Origin of the sequence: Paracoccus aerius (assembly GCF_014656455.1) — a bacterium.
Taxonomy (GTDB): domain Bacteria; phylum Pseudomonadota; class Alphaproteobacteria; order Rhodobacterales; family Rhodobacteraceae; genus Paracoccus; species Paracoccus aerius.
Genome location: NZ_BNCL01000004.1, coordinates 147,936 through 163,826, shown reverse-complemented (window position 1 = coordinate 163,826; position 15,891 = coordinate 147,936). Strand labels below are relative to the sequence as shown.

The following is a 15,891-nucleotide window of genomic DNA, read 5'->3' as shown; positions in this document are numbered from 1 at the left end:
ATGAAGTCACAATTCCGCGCAGGACTTGCATCCCTGGCGGCCAGGGCCGATCTTGAAGGGGAAGGAGAACAGATGAGCAGTTCCGACATCCATGGCAGCCAATCCGGCGGCATTCCGTTCGCCCGTGCGGGGGAAACCAACCTCACCGGGAAGATCCTGATCGCGATGCCGGGCATGGCCGATCCTCGGTTCGAACGCTCGGTCGTGCTGATCTGCGCCCATACCGATGAAGGCGCGATGGGCCTGGTCCTGAACCGCCCCCTGCCCGAAATCGACTTCGGCGACCTGCTGGAACAGCTTGGCATCGACAGCGACGGTTCGGCCCGCCCCATTGAGGTGCGCTTCGGCGGCCCGGTCGAGCCGGGGCGGGGCTTTGTCCTGCACAATGTCCCCGAACATGGCAACGACCCGGAAGGTCGGCTGCGGATCGGGCGCACGCTGGCGATGACGACCACCCGCGACATTCTCGAGGAACTGGCAAACGGGCATGGACCCGCCTCGGCGGTGCTGGCGCTGGGCTATGCCGGATGGGGGCCGGGCCAATTGGAAGACGAGATGCTGCAGAACGGCTGGCTGACCGGCGACGGCGCCGAGGAACTGATCTTCAGCACCGCCCATTCCGACAAGTGGCAGACTGCGCTGCGCGCCCAGGGCATCGACCCGTCGCTGCTGTCGGCAGCGGCGGGCCACGCCTGATGCCCTGACCTACTGGACCGTGCGGGGCGCTTTCGGCAGCACCCAGTTCGGGCGCGGGAAGTGGCAGGTATAGCCGTTGGGAAAGCGTTCCAGGTAATCCTGATGCTCGGGCTCGGCTTCCCAGAACTCGCCCACCGGCTCGACTTCGGTGACGACCTTGCCCGGCCACAGGCCCGAGGCGTTGACATCCTCGATCGTCTCCTCGGCCACGCGCTTCTGCTCTTCGTCCACGTAATAGATGGCCGAACGATAGCTGGGGCCGATGTCGTTGCCCTGCCGGTTCGGCGTGGTGGGATCGTGGATCTGGAAGAACACCTCCAGCAGGCGGCGATAGGTGATGATGCCGGGATCGAACATGATCTCGATCCCTTCGGCATGGTTGCCGTGGTTGCGATAGGTGGCATTCGGGAAATCATCGCCCGTATAGCCCACCCGCGTCGTGACGACGCCGGGCAGGCGGCGGATCAGATCCTGCATTCCCCAGAAGCAGCCGCCTGCAAGAACCGCCCGTTCGCTCATCGTGCCGCCTCCTCGACCTGGGACAGGTAGGCGCCGTATCCCTCGGCTTCCATCCGGTCGCGGGGCACGAAGCGCAGCGCGGCCGAGTTGATGCAATAGCGCAGCCCGCCCGCCTCGCGCGGGCCGTCGGGAAAGACATGGCCCAGATGGCTGTCGCCATGCTTGGACCGGACCTCGACCCGGACCATGCCATGCGACAGGTCGCGGTGTTCGGTCACGTTGTCTTCGATGGGCTTTGTGAAGGCGGGCCAGCCGCAGCCGGAATTGTATTTCGCGGACGATGCGAACAGCGGCTCGCCCGAAACCACGTCCACATAGATGCCGGGTTCGAAATGATGGTCGTATTCGCCCGTAAAGGCGCGCTCGGTGCCGTTTTCCTGCGTGACGCGATACTGCTCGGGCGTCAGCCGCGCCAGGGCGTCGGCAGTCTTCTCATAGGCCATGCTTGTCCTCCGCTGGTCCTTCGTAGCCCTCATATGGGAACGAAGGCCCGGTCCGCAAAGGTTCAGCCGCAGATCGCGGCCTTGGCCGCCGCGTATTCGCGGGACAGACGGTCGATGCGGGTGGCGGCGGGCACGATGTCGCGCACCGCGCCGATGCCCTGGCCCGACCCCCAGATCTGGCTCCAGGCCTTGGCCTTGGCCGCATTGCTGCCAAAGTTCATCGCCGAGGGATCGGCCCCTTCCAGATTGTCCGGATCCATCCCCGCCGCGCGGATCGACGGGGCGAGGTAGTTCCCCGACACGCCCGTGAACAGCGACGAGGTGACGATGTCCATCGCCCCGCTTTCCACGATCATCCGCTTGTAGTCGGGCTGGGCGTTCGCTTCCGTCGTGGCGATGAAGGGGCTGCCGATATAGGCCAGATCGGCCCCCATGGCCTGCGCGGCCAGCACGGCCCCCCCGGTGGCGATGGCACCCGACAGCAGCAGCGGGCCGTCGAACCATTCGCGAATTTCCTGGATCAGCGCAAAGGGTGACAGCGGACCCGCATGGCCGCCCGCGCCGGCTGCGACCGCGATCAGCCCGTCGGCGCCCTTCTCGACGGCTTTGCGCGCGAAGACGTTGTTGATCACGTCATGCAGCGCGATGCCGCCGCAGTCATGGGCGGCCTGGTTCACCTCGACCCGCGCGCCCAGGCTGGTGATCCAGATCGGCACGCGGTGGCGGTGGCAGATCTCGATGTCGCGTTCCAGCCGGGCATTGCTGCGATGGACGATCTGGTTCACCGCGAATGGCGCGGCGGGATGGTCGGGATTGGCCTGGTTGTGGCGGTCCAGTTCCTCGGCGATCCGGGTCAGCCAGGCGTCCAGCAGCGGCGGCTCTCCGTCCTGCTCGCGCGCGTTCAGGGCGGGGAAGCTGCCGACGATGCCCGCCTTGCACTGGGCGATCACCAGTTCCGGTCCCGAGACGATGAACATGGGCGAGGCGACAACGGGAATGCGCAAGGCGGACAGGATGGGGGGCAGCATGGTTCCTCCGGAATTTCGGGCAGGATGTCCTGCGGGTCGGGATCGGGCAACACTGACGCGGCGGAAAAACTCACGCGGTGGTGAACCGATCGCGATCCCAAGGGTTGGTATCGGACCCGTTGCAAAGGAGAATGCGCGCCGATGCAGCCGCTTGCCCGGAATGCCCCCGTCCTGACAGCCGGATCCGCCCTGTTCCTGGACTTCGACGGATGCCTGGTGGACATCGCCCCCAGGCCCGATGCCGTCGTGATCCCGCCCGGCCTGCCCGGCAGGCTTGCGCGCCTGCATGACAGGCTTGGCGGGGCGGTCGCGCTGATCTCGGGCCGCGATGTCGCCGACCTGCGGGCCTTCCTGCCTGATTTTCCGGGCGCAGTCGCGGGCAGCCACGGTGCCGAACTGTCCCTCGACAGCCAGCGGATCCAGAAGACGCATGGCATCGATCTGGATGTTGCAGAACTGCACGGATCTGCGGCCCGCGCGGTGGCCGCGCATCCCGCCATTCTGGTCGAGCGCAAGCCGCATGGTGTCGCGCTGCATTATCGGGCCGATCCCTCTCTCCGCCAGGTGGTCGAGGATGTGATGCAGCAGCTTGCCGACACGCATCCGGGCATGGTGCTGCAGCCGGCCAAGATGGCGGTCGAACTGCGGCCCGCAGGCACGGGCAAGGACGGCGCGCTTGACCGGCTGATGGCCATGGTGCCCTTTTCGGGACGCGTTCCCGTCTATGCCGGCGACGACCTGACGGACGAGGCGGCGATGGCCCGCGCCCAGGCCTTGGGCGGGCAGGGCATCAAGATCGGTGAAGGCGACACTGTCGCGCAGATGCGGCTGGCAGATCCCGCGGCCCTTGCCCGCTGGCTGGACGACGCCTTGGAAAGGTTGGGCTGATGTCGCGCCTTGTTGCCATATCGAACCGCATTCCCCTGGGCGACAGCCCATCCGGCGGACTGGTCGTCGCGCTTGAAGATGCCCTGCGCAGCTCGGGCGGGTTGTGGATCGGCTTTTCCGGCGACACCGTCGAGGATCCTTCGGACGACCTGACATACCACGAGGGCGCGGCTTTCGGGCGGGCGTCCTTCGACCTGACCCCGCAGGATCACGACGATTATTACCTGGGCTATTCCAATTCGGTCCTGTGGCCTGTCTGCCACGGTCGCGCCGACCTGATGCGGATCCTGCCGGAGTATCTGGAAGGATACCGCCGGGTGAACGAACGCATCGCCCGGCTGGTTGTTCCGCATCTGCGCCCCGACGACCGGATCTGGGTCCAGGACTACCAGCTCTTCCCCCTGGCGCAGGAATTGCGCAAGCTGGGGGTCAAGGGGCTGATCGGGCATTTCCTGCATATCCCCTTTCCCGGCCCCACCGACTGCGCCACCCTGCCCAACCCGGACGAGTTGTTCGAATGGCTGTCCCATTATGACCTGGTGGGATTCCAGGCGCAGCGCGACCTTGACCATTTCGCCACAAGCGCCCGCACGCTGACCGATATGGAACAGCTTTCCGATACCGAGTTCCGCATCGCGGGCCGCAGCATCCGGGCCGGTGTCTTTCCCATAGGGATCGATGCCCAGGCCTTCATCGCCCTGGCCCGGGGCGCGCGCCAGGAAGACCGGATGCGCACCTTGACCGGGTCGCAGTCGATGATCGGCGTGGACCGGCTTGATTATTCCAAGGGCATCCCGCAGCGGTTCCGGGCGTTCCAGTATCTTCTGGAAAACGACCCGTCGCTGACGGAAAAGGTGATGCTGCTGCAGATCGCCCCGCCCACACGCGAATCCGTCGATGCCTACCAGCAGATCCGCGAGGAAACCGAGCATCTGGCAGGCCGCGTCAACGGTCAGTTCGCGACCGTCAACTGGACGCCCATCCGCTTCATCCACCGCCCGATCCCCCGCGACGAGCTGGCAGGGCTCTACCGGCAGTCGAGGGTCGGCCTCGTGACGCCCCTGGCGGATGGGATGAACCTTGTGGCCAAGGAATATGTCGCGGCCCAGGATCCCGCCGATCCCGGCGTGCTGATCCTGTCCCGCTTCGCCGGCGCGGCCGAACAGATGCCCGAGGCGCTGATCATCAACCCCCACGACCCCGGGGAACTGGCCCAGGCCATGCAGCAGGCCATCGCCATGCCGCTGGAAGAACGGCAGGAACGCCATGCGGCCCTTCTGCGCGGCGTTGTTGAACAGGATGTCGGCTGGTGGTCCGCCGCCTATCTTGACGCCTTGGGCCGGGCAGGACGCTGACCGTTCATCTTGGGGCAAATATCCCACAGGGGGCGCGGGGGACGTGAAGTCCCCCGCCTTCCGGCCTCAGCGTGCCGCCAGAAGTTCCGGCACGGACAGCAGGATGAACTCGCTATCCGCGGCCTTGCCGATCTCCCGCCCGCCCGAGAAGGGCAGGTTGTTGTCATTGGCAACCAGGATATGGGTGTCATCGACGCGGGCCACGTTCTCGATGGTGAAGAAGGGGAAGGTGAACCGGCCATCGGTCGCCATCCCTTCGGGTGCCTTTCCATCGGGATCGGCGATGTCCAGCAGGTCGACATGGCCGATGCGGCGGATGAAGCCTTCGTCGTCGCGGTTTGCGGTGTCGACCAGCACCACGTTCTTGACGCGGGCGGGCTGCGGGTAGCAGGCGCCTTGGTCGGTGGCCCCCTCGGCGCAGGCAAGCGCGGCATTGCCTTCGCCATTGTCCCGCTCGATCACCAGGGCGCGGGTTTCGTCGATGAAGTTGAAGTCGCCGATCGCCGTCGCCCCGTCCGACAGTCGGAACCGGAAGCTGTCGCCCGTCCAGTCGCCCGCGGCGGTATCAAAGGTCATCACCCGCAGGAAGCGGCCTTCCGGCTGGCCGTCAGCGCCCAGCAGCGGCTTTTCAAGCATCGCCCACAGAAGGCCCGTGCCGGGCTGCAGGGCCATTCCCTCGTATCCGCCTGACCGCTGGGCCTGGAAATCCACGCCCGCCTGCGCGGGAACCACGGTGCCCGGCGTGTCGGGCCCCGCCAGCGGCGTGCCGTCCAGCATGGTTTGATGCACCGACAGCACCCGCCCGTCCCGGGCCACGCGCAGGACAAAAGGACCGAACTCGTCGCCGATCCAGATCTCGTCACCGTGGGCCTGGATGCTTTCAGGGTCGAAATCCGCACCGGTCAGATAGCGGCTGTCGGTTGCCTCGTTGGCAATGCGGAAGGGCACCTTGCGGTCGGGGTCGCGCAGGAACACGGTTTCCAGCCGCGCCACGCGGCCGGTAGCGAAGTCGGGCTGCATCCGGTGAAAGAACAGCATCGCATCAGGGCTGTTGGCCTTGCTGCCGAAGCCGTTGTCGGTCAGCGCGAACCATGACCCGTCCTGGTCCCGGTTCATCGCCAGGCCCGACATGCCCTGGACCGGCTGGCCGATGAAGGGCAGCGAGATGCCGGTCTTGTGGCCGCCATAGGCAGGACCGACATCGCCCTCGACCGACATCGGCACCTCGTTGCGGGCCTTGCCGGTGAACTTGCCCGACACCCACAGATCGCGCGGCGCATCGGCGGGAGGCACGACCATGCTGAAGGCGGGAAGGCTGGCATGGCCCGCAAGCGTCGCGGGAAAACGTTCCTGGGCCAGGGCAGGGGCGGCGGCGGTGCAGGCAAGCAGGGCAAGGGTCAGGCGCATGGTCCGGTGGTCCTTCGTCATTCTACGAAGCCGGACCACTAGGCAGGAAAGATGTCAGCCATGCAGCGGGGATATGGCAGAACGGTGAAGCTGCCTCAGGATCTGCCCTGCCCGCCGGTCGACTGAGCGCGAACCTTGGCGATGCGCGCGGCCATGGCCTGGGACTTGCGCCGGTGATAGCGGCGCACAAGCGGGATCGTCAGGTAATAGGTCGCCACCGCAGCGATCCCGCCCAGGACCGCGCCCCCGGCTGCATAGGGGAGGAAGATCTCGTGCCAGAACTCGGAAAGGCCGCTCCAACTGGTCGGGCCGGGGCCGACGGCCGACATGATGTTGTGCCAGGTTTCCGCCGTGGCATGGGCGAATTCGCGAAAGATGACCTGGGGCGACATGTCGCCCGGCAATCCCAGGATGGTCCGCCCCAGGCCCACCGCGCCAAGCGCGATAAAGGGCGTGGTCAGCGGATTGCCCGCGAAGGTGCCCACGAAGGCCGCCAGGACATTGCCCCGGATCGCCAGCGAAACAAGCGCCGCGACGATGAAGTGAAAGCCGTGGAGGGGCGTGAAGGACAGGAAGACGCCGGCCGCCATGCCGCGGGCAATGCGGTGGGGCTGGTCGGGCAGGCGGCGCAGGCGATACCACAGATAGGTGGTGGACCGGCGGAATCCGCCCGGCGGATAAAGAAACTCGCTTGCCAGTTGTCCGTAGGTGCGCGGCTTGCTGCGCTTGAACACGGTCCTGATCCCCCTTGCCCAGGCGATGCCCGTTCAGGGCTTCTTTGCGATGTCGCGGATGCGAGCAACCTGCGCGACGTCGCTTTCCGCCTCGAGCGCCGTCAGCAGGTTGTGCAGGTGTTCCTGGTCCCGCAGCTCGATTTCGACCTCGATGCGGTAGAAGTCGGGCTTGCGGTCCATGAATTCAAGGTTCGAGATGTTGGCCCCCTGCGCCCCGATCAGGCTGCAGATGCGGCCCAGCACGCCCGCGTCGTGGCGGATCGTCAGCGAGAGCATCGTCGAATAGGCCGCCGGATGCCGGCCCGAACGCCACTGGACATCCACCCAGCGATCGGGACTGTCCTCGTATTCCGCAAGCACCGGGCAGTCGATGGCATGGATCACCACGCCCTTGCCGCGATAGGTGATGCCGACGATCCTTTCGCCGGGCAGCGGGCGGCAGCAGGGCGCGCGCTTGAAGTCGGCATCGGCCTCGACCCCCGCGAAGGGGCGGGTGCCGTCGATCTCGTCCTGGTGGGCGGCCAGGTCGGGGTAAAGGACCTGCAGCACCTCCTTGGCCGAGTTTTCCGCGCTTCCGATCCGGGCCAGCAACTCGTCTCCATCGGCCAGGCCCATCTGCTTGGCGGCGGTGCGCAGCGCCTTGTCGGTCACCTTGCGGCCGACATGTTCGAAGCTGACGCGGACCAGTTCGCGACCCAGGCGGATGAAGCGGTCGCGGTCTTCCTCGCGCAGGGACCGGCGGATCGCGGACTTGGCGCGGCCTGTGGCGACGATGTCCAGCCAGGTCGATTGCGGGCGCTGTCCCGACGCGGCGATGATGTCGACCGACTGCCCGTTCTTCAGCCGCGTCCACAAGGGCACGCGGATCCCGTCCACCTTGGCGCCCACGCAGGAATTGCCCAGGCGGGTGTGGATCGCATAGGCGAAGTCGATGGGCGTCGCCCCCTTGGGCAACTGGATCACGTCGCCGCGCGGCGTGAAGCAGAACACCTGATCCTGGTACATCTCCAGCTTGACGGCTTCCAGGAACTCGTTGTGGTCCTCGCCCTCGAGCCGGTCGGTCAGGCTGTCGATCCATTCGGCGGGATCGACGGCGAAGGGGTTCTTGGTGCGGACGCCGTCGCGATAGGCCCAATGGGCGGCGACGCCTGCCTCGGCCACCTCGTGCATCTGCCGGGTGCGGATCTGCACCTCGACCCGCTTGCCGTCGCGGCCCGACACGGTGGTGTGGATCGACCGATAGCCGTTGGACTTGGGCTGGCTGATATAGTCCTTGAACCGGCCGGGAACGGCGCGCCAGCGTTGGTGGATCACCCCAAGCGCACGATAGCAGTCCATGTCCGTCCGCGTGATGATGCGAAAACCGTAGATGTCGGACAGCCGCGAGAACGCCAACTGCTTTTCCTGCATCTTGCGCCAGACCGAAAAGGGCTTCTTGGCGCGGCCGAAGACATCGGCCTCGATCCCCTGGCGCTCCAGCTCCATCCGGATATCGGCCGTGATCTGGCCGATGATGTCGCCGCTGTCCTTTTGCAGGCTGACGAAGCGGCGGATGATGGAATTGCGCGCCTCCGGGTTGATGACCTTGAAGGCGAGGTCTTCCAGTTCCTCGCGCATCCACTGCATCCCCATGCGACCGGCCAGGGGGGCATAGATATCCATCGTCTCGCGGGCCTTCTTGACCTGCTTTTCGGGGCGCATGGACCGGATGGTGCGCATGTTGTGCAGCCGGTCGGCAAGCTTGACCAGGATCACGCGCAGGTCGCGCGACATGGCCATGAACAGCTTGCGGAAGTTCTCGGCCTGCTTGGACTGCGCCGAGGACAATTCCAGGTTGGTCAGCTTGGTGACGCCATCGACCAGGTCGGCGATCTCGGCCCCGAATGCCGTGGTCAGGTCCTGCTTGGTGGACCGGGTGTCCTCGACCGTGTCATGCAGAAGCGCGGTGACGATGGTTGCGTCGTCCAGCCGCATTTCCGTCAGGATGGCGGCGACGGCGATGGGATGGGTGAAGTAAGGTTCGCCCGAATGGCGGAACTGGCCTTCGTGCATCCGCATCCCGTATTCATAGGCGTCGCGGATCAGGCCGGCATTGCTGCGCGGGTTGTAGTTGCGGACAAGCGCGATAAGGTCTTCGACGTCGATCATTCTTGGCCGAAGACCCCTGTTCCCGTGGCCTTAACGCTGGTTCGCTTCCAGCATCATGCGCAGCATCCGTTCCTCGGATTCCTCGTCGACGGGCTTGGGACGATCCACCTCGGCGCCCAGCAGCAGGGCCATGGCGTCTTCTTCCGGCTCATCGACCTCGATCTGGGTTTGGGTCGATTCGATCATCCGTTCGCGCAGGTCGTCAACGGGCTGCGTTTCCTCGGCGATCTCGCGCAGGGCGACGACCGGGTTCTTGTCGTTGTCGCGATCGACCGTGGGCGGGCTGCCCGCGGTAATCTCACGGGCGCGATGCGAGGCCAGCATCACCAGATCAAAGCGGTTCGGGACTTTGTCGACGCAGTCTTCAACCGTTACGCGGGCCATGTCTCACCTGTGCAGTTGCGAATCAGAGTTCCGGGGCGAAACCGAGGTTGTGAACGCCAAGGCTGAAAATGTCAAGGATGGGGCAGCCCGCCCCCAAAGGGCAGCGGTGTCATTCCCGACAGACCGTCGGGTCCAAGCGCCGCCAGCATCTGCGACACCGTCCGGTCCGTCAAGGGGTGGCGCCAGCCCGGCGCGATTTCCGCCAAGGGGGCCAGCACGAAGCCGCGATCCTGCATCCGGGGATGGGGCAGGATCAGGTGATCGGGGGCGGTGGTCTGCTGGCTGGCCGGGTCCAGCCCGATCCAGCGGCGCAGGGTGGCCGCGTCGGGCAGGATCAGGTCGTCCAGGGCGATCAGGTCCAGATCCAGCACACGCGCGGACCAGCGGCCCGTGCTGCGGTCGCGGCCGAAGTGCGCTTCGATCCCGTGCAGGCGGTCCAGCAGATGGCGCGCGGCCAGGGCGGTGCGGATCACGGCCGCCGCATTGGCATAATCCGGGCCGGATCCCGCCGGTACGGCGGGCGTCCGCCAGATGCGGCTGATTGCCGCTATTGAAATATCGGGTTCACCATGCAGAATATCCAAGGCTTCGCGAAGGGAGTGGACGGCATCGCCTGCGGCGGACGGCAGATTCGCCCCCAAGGAAACGATACCGAAAGACAAGTTTTCCATGGCACCCGTTCGTTTTATGAAGTCTTGCGTCTCCGACGCGTGTGCAAGGCTGCGTGCCCCTGCCGGAACCCGCAGTCCCATTGAAGGCAAGTGATATGTTTTACAAGGATGATCGCCTGGCGATCTTCATCGACGGAGCCAATCTTTACGCCTCGGCCAAGGCCTTGGGCTTCGACATCGACTACAAGCTGCTGCGGCAGGAATTCGACCGTCGCGGCAAGCTGATGCGCGCTTATTACTATACCGCCCTTATGGAGGGCGAGGATTATTCCCCGATCCGTCCGCTGGTCGACTGGCTTCACTACAACGGCTATTGCGTGGTGACCAAGGCTGCCAAGGAATACACCGACACGATGGGCCGCCGTAAGGTCAAGGGCAACATGGACATCGAACTGACGATCGATGCCATGCAGCTTGCGCCCCGCCTGGACCATGCCGTGCTGTTTTCCGGCGACGGCGACTTCAAGCCGCTGATCGAGGCGTTGCAGCGCCAAGGGGTCCGCGTGTCCGTGGTGTCCACCATCCGCAGCCAGCCGCCGATGATCGCGGACGACCTGCGCCGCCAGGCCGACAACTTCATCGAGCTGGATGCACTGCGCGACATCGTGGGCAGGCCCCCGCGCGAACAGCAGACGGCGTCGGAAGGGTAAGCCAAGGCCCGGCCCCGCCTGGGGCCGGGCAACCGGATCAAACCAGCCGGCCTTCCTCCATCGCGGCGCGCACGAAGCCCGCGAACAGGGGGGCGGGTTCGAAGGGTTTCGACTTCAGTTCGGGATGGGACTGGACGCCGATGAACCAGGGATGGTCGGGATATTCGATCACCTCGGGCAACTTTCCATCGGGCGACATGCCCGAAAAGCACAGGCCAGCCTGTTCAAGCGCTTCGCGATAGGTGGCGTCCACCTCGTAGCGGTGGCGATGGCGGTCCTCGATCTCGACCGCGCCGCCATAGACTTCGCTGATCTTCGAGTCGGGCGCCAGGATGGCGGTATAGGCGCCAAGACGCATGGTGCCGCCCTTGTCGTCGGTCACCTTGCGTTGCACGGTGTAATTGCCCTGCACCCATTCCTTGAGGTGATAGACCACCGGGGTAAAGCGCGTCTTGCCGGCCTCGTGATCGAACTCCTCGGAACCCGCATCGGGCATTCCGGCCAGGTTCCGCGCGGCCTCGATCACGGCCATCTGCATTCCCAGGCAGATGCCCAGATAGGGCACCTTCTTTTCCCGCGCGTATTTGGCGGCGGCCAGCATCCCTTCGGTCCCGCGTTCGCCGAAGCCGCCGGGCACGATGATGCCGTGGTATCCGTCCAGCAGATGCGCGCCTTCGCCTTCCAGCTTCTCGCTGTCCACCCAGTCGGCCTTGACGCGCACCCGGTTGGCCATGCCGCCATGGGTCAGCGCCTCGGCGATGGATTTGTAGGCGTCCTCAAGCTGGGTGTATTTCCCGACCACGGCGATGTTCACCTGGCCCTCGGCATTGTCCAGCCGGTCCATCACGTCTTCCCATTTCGAGAGATCCGGACGCGGGGCGGGGCTGATGGCGAAGGCGTCAAGCACGGCACGGTCCAGCCCCGCGCGGTGATAGGCCAAGGGCGCCTCGTAGATCGACTTCAGGTCATAGGCGGGGATTACGGCGTCGGGGCGGACGTTGCAGAACAGCGCGATCTTGGCGCGTTCCTTTTCCGGGATCGGGTGTTCGGACCGGCAGACCAGCACGTCGGGGGCCAGGCCGATGGATTGCAGTTCCTTGACGCTGTGCTGGGTGGGCTTGGTCTTCAATTCGCCGCTGGCCGCCAGGTAGGGCAGCAGCGTCAGGTGCATCAGGATGCACTGACCGCGCGGGCGTTCGTGGATGAACTGGCGGATCGCCTCGAAGAAGGGCAGCCCCTCGATATCGCCGACCGTGCCGCCGATCTCGCACAGCATGAAATCCACCTCCGTGTCGCCGACGGCCAGGAAGTCCTTGATCTCGTTGGTGACATGGGGGATCACCTGGATGGTCTTGCCCAGGTATTCGCCCCGGCGTTCCTTTTCCAGCACGTTGGAATAGATCCGGCCCGACGACACGCTGTCGGTGCGGCGCGCCGACACGCCAGTGAAGCGTTCGTAATGGCCCAGGTCCAGGTCGGTTTCCGCGCCGTCGTCGGTCACGAAGACCTCGCCATGCTCGAAGGGCGACATGGTGCCGGGATCGACGTTCAGATAGGGGTCCAGCTTGCGCAGCCGCACGGTAAAGCCCCGTGCCTGCAAGAGCGCGCCCAGTGCCGCCGATGCCAGGCCCTTGCCGAGCGAGGACACGACGCCGCCGGTGATGAAGATGTAACGCGCCATGAAGGCCCCCGTGATTCCTGCGTGATTTCGCAAATTCTGAATGGTTGCGGGTCACACTGTGACCAGCATCACGGGACTTGAGATATAGCCGATTCGCCCCGTGGCCGCAATGGACCGCAAGCTGATGTGGGGGCGGAAAATCCCGCCCCTAGTTGTGGTGTTCTCAGTTGGCCGGAGCTTCGGCCGGGGCAGCGGGCGCCGCTGGGGCAGGGGCTTCGGGCTGGGCCGGGGCGGTGGCCTGCGGTTCGGCAGGCTGCGTCGCTGCGGGTGCCAGGGTTGCGGGCTCGGCCGCGGGCGGGGCCACGGGTTCGACGGCGGGTGCCGCAGCCTCGGGCGCGGCGGTGTCAGCCACGGGTGCATCAGGCGCGGGCGGGGTCAGGGGATCGCCGCCGGTGGTGGACGAAGGCGGCGGAACATAGGCCGGTGCTGCCGGCAGCGTCGATTCCTGGCGGCCGGCGGGAACGCCCAGCTGGTCCATGATCGAACTGTTCGACACCTGCCGCGCGGCGATGATCGTCAGCGCGATCGAGGTCACGAACAGCGCGATGCCGAAGATCCAGGTCAGCCGGGTCAGGGCGTTCGCGGCCTGTCGGCCGGTCATCACGCCGCCGCCGCCGCCGCCCATGCCAAGCCCGCCACCCTCGGATCGTTGCAGCAGCACCACGCCGGTGAGCAGCACGGCAAGGATCAGATGGATGGTCAGGACGACGTTTTCCACGGCTTTCGGCCTTTCGCTTTCGGACGCGCCTATCTAGTCATCCGGGGGGATGTTGGCAAGCAGAGTAAACCCATGCCCGCGCTGATGATCCAGGGCACCGGATCGAATGTCGGAAAGTCGCTGCTGGTGGCGGGCCTGTGCCGCGCCGCGCGCAACCGGGGCCTGTCGGTCGCGCCCTTCAAGCCGCAGAACATGTCGAACAACGCAGCCGTCACCGCCGATGGAGGCGAGATCGGCCGGGCGCAGGCGCTCCAGGCCCGCGCCTGCGGGCTGGAACCGCTGGCCGACATGAACCCGGTGCTGCTGAAGCCCGAAACCGATACCGGCGCGCAGGTGATCCTGCAGGGCCGCGCCATCGCCCGGGCCGAGGCGTGCGATTACGCCGCCCTGCGCCCGCGCCTGATGGCCGGCGTGCTGGACAGCTTCGCGCGCCTCTCCGCCGCCCATGACCTGGTGATCGTGGAAGGCGCGGGCAGCCCGGCCGAGGTGAACCTGCGCCCGCGCGACATCGCCAACATGGGCTTTGCCCGCGCGGCGGGGGTGCCCGTGGTGCTGGCGGGCGATATCGACCGGGGCGGGGTGATCGCGCAGATCGTGGGCACGCAGGCGGTGATCGACCCGGCCGACGCTGCAATGATCCAGGGTTTCCTGGTCAACAAGTTCCGGGGCGACCTGCGCTTGTTCGATGACGGCTACCGGATGATCGAAGGGGCGACCGGTTGGCGGGGCTTCGGCGTTTTGCCCTGGTTCGCGGACGCGCACCGCCTGCCGTCCGAAGATGCGGTGGATCTGCGGGCCTCGGCCGGGCAGGGGCTGCATGTGGTCTGCCTGTGCCTGTCGCGGATCGCCAATTTCGACGACCTGGATCCGCTGGCGGCGGAGCCCGGGGTGCGCCTGACCATGCTGGGTCCGGGCCGGGCTACTCCCGGCGATGCCGACGTGGTGGTGATCCCCGGCACGAAATCGACGCTGGGGGATCTCGCCTTCCTGCGCGCGCAGGGCTGGGACATCGACCTTGCCGCCCATGTGCGGCGGGGCGGACATGTGCTGGGCCTGTGCGGCGGCTTCCAGATGCTGGGGCGGGTGGTCCGCGATCCCCTGGGTAGCGACGGAATGGCCGGAGAGGTCGCGGGCCTTGGGTTTCTGGACGTGGAAACGGTGATGGCGCCCGAAAAACGGCTGGAGCGCGTGACGGGCACCGCGCTGGGGCAGACCGTGACAGGATACGAGATCCACATGGGCCGCACCACCGGCCCGGACTGCGCGCGACCCTTCGCCCATCTTCCCGGCCCCGATGGCGCAATCAGCCGCGACGGGCGGATCGCCGGCACCTATTTGCACGGGCTGTTTTCCGACGACGGCTTCCGGGCCGCCTGGCTGGCGCGGCTAGGCGCATCGTCGCGGCCTGGATACGAGGCGGGGGTGGATCAGGTCCTGGATGACCTGGCCGACCACATCGAGGCCCATCTGGACGTGGCGGGACTGCTGGCACTGGCCGGTTTGTGACGGGCTTGCCGCTGGACGAAGCGGCCCCGGCGCGCTACCTCGGGGGCATGGAACACGCAAAGCCCCCCCTGATGCTGTATCTTGCCGCCCCGCGCGGCTTTTGCGCGGGCGTGGACCGCGCAATCAAGATCGTGGAACTGGCGCTGCAGAAATGGGGCGCCCCCGTCTATGTCCGTCACGAGATCGTCCACAACAAGTTCGTGGTGGACGGGTTGCGCGACCAGGGCGCGGTCTTTGTCGAGGAACTGGACGACGTGCCCGACGACCGCCCGGTGGTCTTTTCCGCCCATGGCGTGCCCAAGGCCGTGCCTGCCGAGGCGCGGCGGCGCAACATGATCCATGTGGACGCGACCTGCCCGCTGGTCACCAAGGTCCACAACGAGGCCGCGCGCCACCACGCCGAAGGCCTGCAGATGGTGATGATCGGCCATGCCGGCCATCCCGAGGTGCTGGGCACGATGGGCCAACTGCCCGAGGGCGAGGTGATCCTGGTCGAGACGATCGAGGATGTGGCGACCATCGCCCCCCGCGATCCCGAACGGCTGGCCTTCATCACCCAGACCACCCTGTCGGTCGATGACACGGCGGAAATCGTGGCGGCCTTGCAGGCGCGGTTTCCGGCCATCGCAGGTCCGGCCAAGGAGGACATCTGCTATGCCACCACCAACCGGCAGGCGGCGGTCAAGGCGATTGCGCACAAGATCGACGCGCTTCTGGTGATCGGGGCACCGAATTCGTCCAATTCCAAACGCCTGGTCGAGGTCGGTCGGGCGACGGGCTGCGCCTATTCGCAGCTTGTGATGCGCGCCGACCAGATCGACTGGCGCGCCATCGACGGGGCCACCGCCGTGGGCGTCACCGCAGGGGCAAGCGCCCCCGAGGTGCTGGTGAACGAAGTCATCGACGCCTTCCGCGCCCGCTATGACGTGACGGTCGAGATCGTCGAGACCGCGCAGGAGAATGTGGAATTCAAGGTGCCGAAGGTCTTGCGGGAAACCGCCTGACGCCCGCCGGGGGCGCTTCGCCCCCTGGACCCCCCCCGACCCCCCGAGGATATTTGCGT

General features: G+C 66.4%; 16 protein-coding genes. 6 read left to right on the top strand and 10 right to left on the bottom strand.

All coding sequences use genetic code 11. The features are described 5' to 3' along the window. The first annotated feature begins 165 nt into the window (after positions 1–165). Positions 166–696, top strand: a complete 531-nt coding sequence (locus tag IE224_RS06785) for a YqgE/AlgH family protein (RefSeq protein ID WP_229849289.1) — start codon at positions 166–168, stop codon at positions 694–696. 9 nt (positions 697–705) lie between these two features. On the opposite strand, the gene msrA is transcribed toward IE224_RS06785, so the two are convergent. From msrA to IE224_RS06770, 3 genes are all read right to left on the bottom strand, one after another. Further along, positions 706–1,215: a peptide-methionine (S)-S-oxide reductase MsrA gene (msrA, locus tag IE224_RS06780; protein ID WP_167622976.1), complete on the bottom strand. Its 510-nt coding sequence runs from the start codon at positions 1,213–1,215 to the stop codon at positions 706–708. Beyond that, complete coding sequence (gene msrB, locus IE224_RS06775; RefSeq protein WP_191308960.1) at positions 1,212–1,658, bottom strand: peptide-methionine (R)-S-oxide reductase MsrB; 447 nt, start codon at positions 1,656–1,658, stop codon at positions 1,212–1,214. Before msrB ends, msrA begins: the two co-directional genes overlap by 4 nt. Before the next feature lie 62 nt (positions 1,659–1,720). After that, on the bottom strand, positions 1,721–2,686 hold the full coding sequence (locus IE224_RS06770; protein WP_191308958.1) for an NAD(P)H-dependent flavin oxidoreductase: 966 nt from the start codon (positions 2,684–2,686) through the stop codon (positions 1,721–1,723). 141 nt (positions 2,687–2,827) lie between these two features. Between IE224_RS06770 and otsB the strand changes: the two genes are divergently transcribed. Together otsB and IE224_RS06760 are read left to right on the top strand one after the other, a co-directional pair. Beyond that, positions 2,828–3,574: a trehalose-phosphatase gene (gene otsB, locus IE224_RS06765; RefSeq protein ID WP_191308956.1), complete on the top strand. Its 747-nt coding sequence runs from the start codon at positions 2,828–2,830 to the stop codon at positions 3,572–3,574. Further along, on the top strand, positions 3,574–4,929 hold the full coding sequence (locus tag IE224_RS06760; RefSeq protein ID WP_191308954.1) for an alpha,alpha-trehalose-phosphate synthase (UDP-forming): 1,356 nt from the start codon (positions 3,574–3,576) through the stop codon (positions 4,927–4,929). Before otsB ends, IE224_RS06760 begins: the two co-directional genes overlap by 1 nt. A 66-nt stretch (positions 4,930–4,995) precedes the next feature. Here the strand turns inward: IE224_RS06760 and IE224_RS06755 are convergent, their stop codons facing one another. The 5 genes from IE224_RS06755 to folK all read right to left on the bottom strand — a co-directional run bounded on the left by IE224_RS06755 (position 4,996) and on the right by folK (position 10,273). Further along, positions 4,996–6,336, bottom strand: coding sequence for an esterase-like activity of phytase family protein (locus IE224_RS06755; RefSeq protein WP_191308952.1), 1,341 nt, complete (start codon positions 6,334–6,336; stop codon positions 4,996–4,998). Positions 6,337–6,431: 95 nt separating this feature from the next. Beyond that, positions 6,432–7,070: a DUF2062 domain-containing protein gene (locus IE224_RS06750; RefSeq protein WP_191308950.1), complete on the bottom strand. Its 639-nt coding sequence runs from the start codon at positions 7,068–7,070 to the stop codon at positions 6,432–6,434. A gap of 33 nt (positions 7,071–7,103) precedes the next feature. Continuing rightward, a complete protein-coding gene (locus IE224_RS06745; RefSeq protein WP_167622969.1) occupies positions 7,104–9,218 on the bottom strand; it encodes a RelA/SpoT family protein in 2,115 nt (704 codons plus the stop codon). A 30-nt stretch (positions 9,219–9,248) separates the two neighbouring features. Next, positions 9,249–9,602, bottom strand: coding sequence for a DNA-directed RNA polymerase subunit omega (gene rpoZ, locus IE224_RS06740; protein WP_167622968.1), 354 nt, complete (start codon positions 9,600–9,602; stop codon positions 9,249–9,251). 71 nt (positions 9,603–9,673) lie between these two features. Next, positions 9,674–10,273, bottom strand: coding sequence for a 2-amino-4-hydroxy-6-hydroxymethyldihydropteridine diphosphokinase (gene folK / locus IE224_RS06735; protein ID WP_191308948.1), 600 nt, complete (start codon positions 10,271–10,273; stop codon positions 9,674–9,676). A gap of 95 nt (positions 10,274–10,368) precedes the next feature. Between folK and IE224_RS06730 the strand changes: the two genes are divergently transcribed. Then, positions 10,369–10,923: a LabA-like NYN domain-containing protein gene (locus tag IE224_RS06730; protein ID WP_167622966.1), complete on the top strand. Its 555-nt coding sequence runs from the start codon at positions 10,369–10,371 to the stop codon at positions 10,921–10,923. 37 nt (positions 10,924–10,960) lie between these two features. Here the strand turns inward: IE224_RS06730 and pyrG are convergent, their stop codons facing one another. Together pyrG and secG are read right to left on the bottom strand one after the other, a co-directional pair. Then, entirely contained in the window at positions 10,961–12,604 is a 1,644-nt protein-coding gene (pyrG, locus tag IE224_RS06725; protein WP_191308946.1) for a CTP synthase, read from the bottom strand. A gap of 163 nt (positions 12,605–12,767) precedes the next feature. Further along, complete coding sequence (gene secG / locus IE224_RS06720; protein ID WP_191308944.1) at positions 12,768–13,322, bottom strand: preprotein translocase subunit SecG; 555 nt, start codon at positions 13,320–13,322, stop codon at positions 12,768–12,770. Between the two features lie 72 nt (positions 13,323–13,394). Between secG and IE224_RS06715 the strand changes: the two genes are divergently transcribed. Both IE224_RS06715 and ispH read left to right on the top strand, forming a co-directional pair. Further along, positions 13,395–14,828: a cobyric acid synthase gene (locus IE224_RS06715; RefSeq protein WP_191308942.1), complete on the top strand. Its 1,434-nt coding sequence runs from the start codon at positions 13,395–13,397 to the stop codon at positions 14,826–14,828. 47 nt (positions 14,829–14,875) lie between these two features. Continuing rightward, complete coding sequence (ispH, locus tag IE224_RS06710) at positions 14,876–15,832, top strand: 4-hydroxy-3-methylbut-2-enyl diphosphate reductase (protein WP_191309181.1); 957 nt, start codon at positions 14,876–14,878, stop codon at positions 15,830–15,832. Positions 15,833–15,891 lie beyond the last annotated feature (59 nt).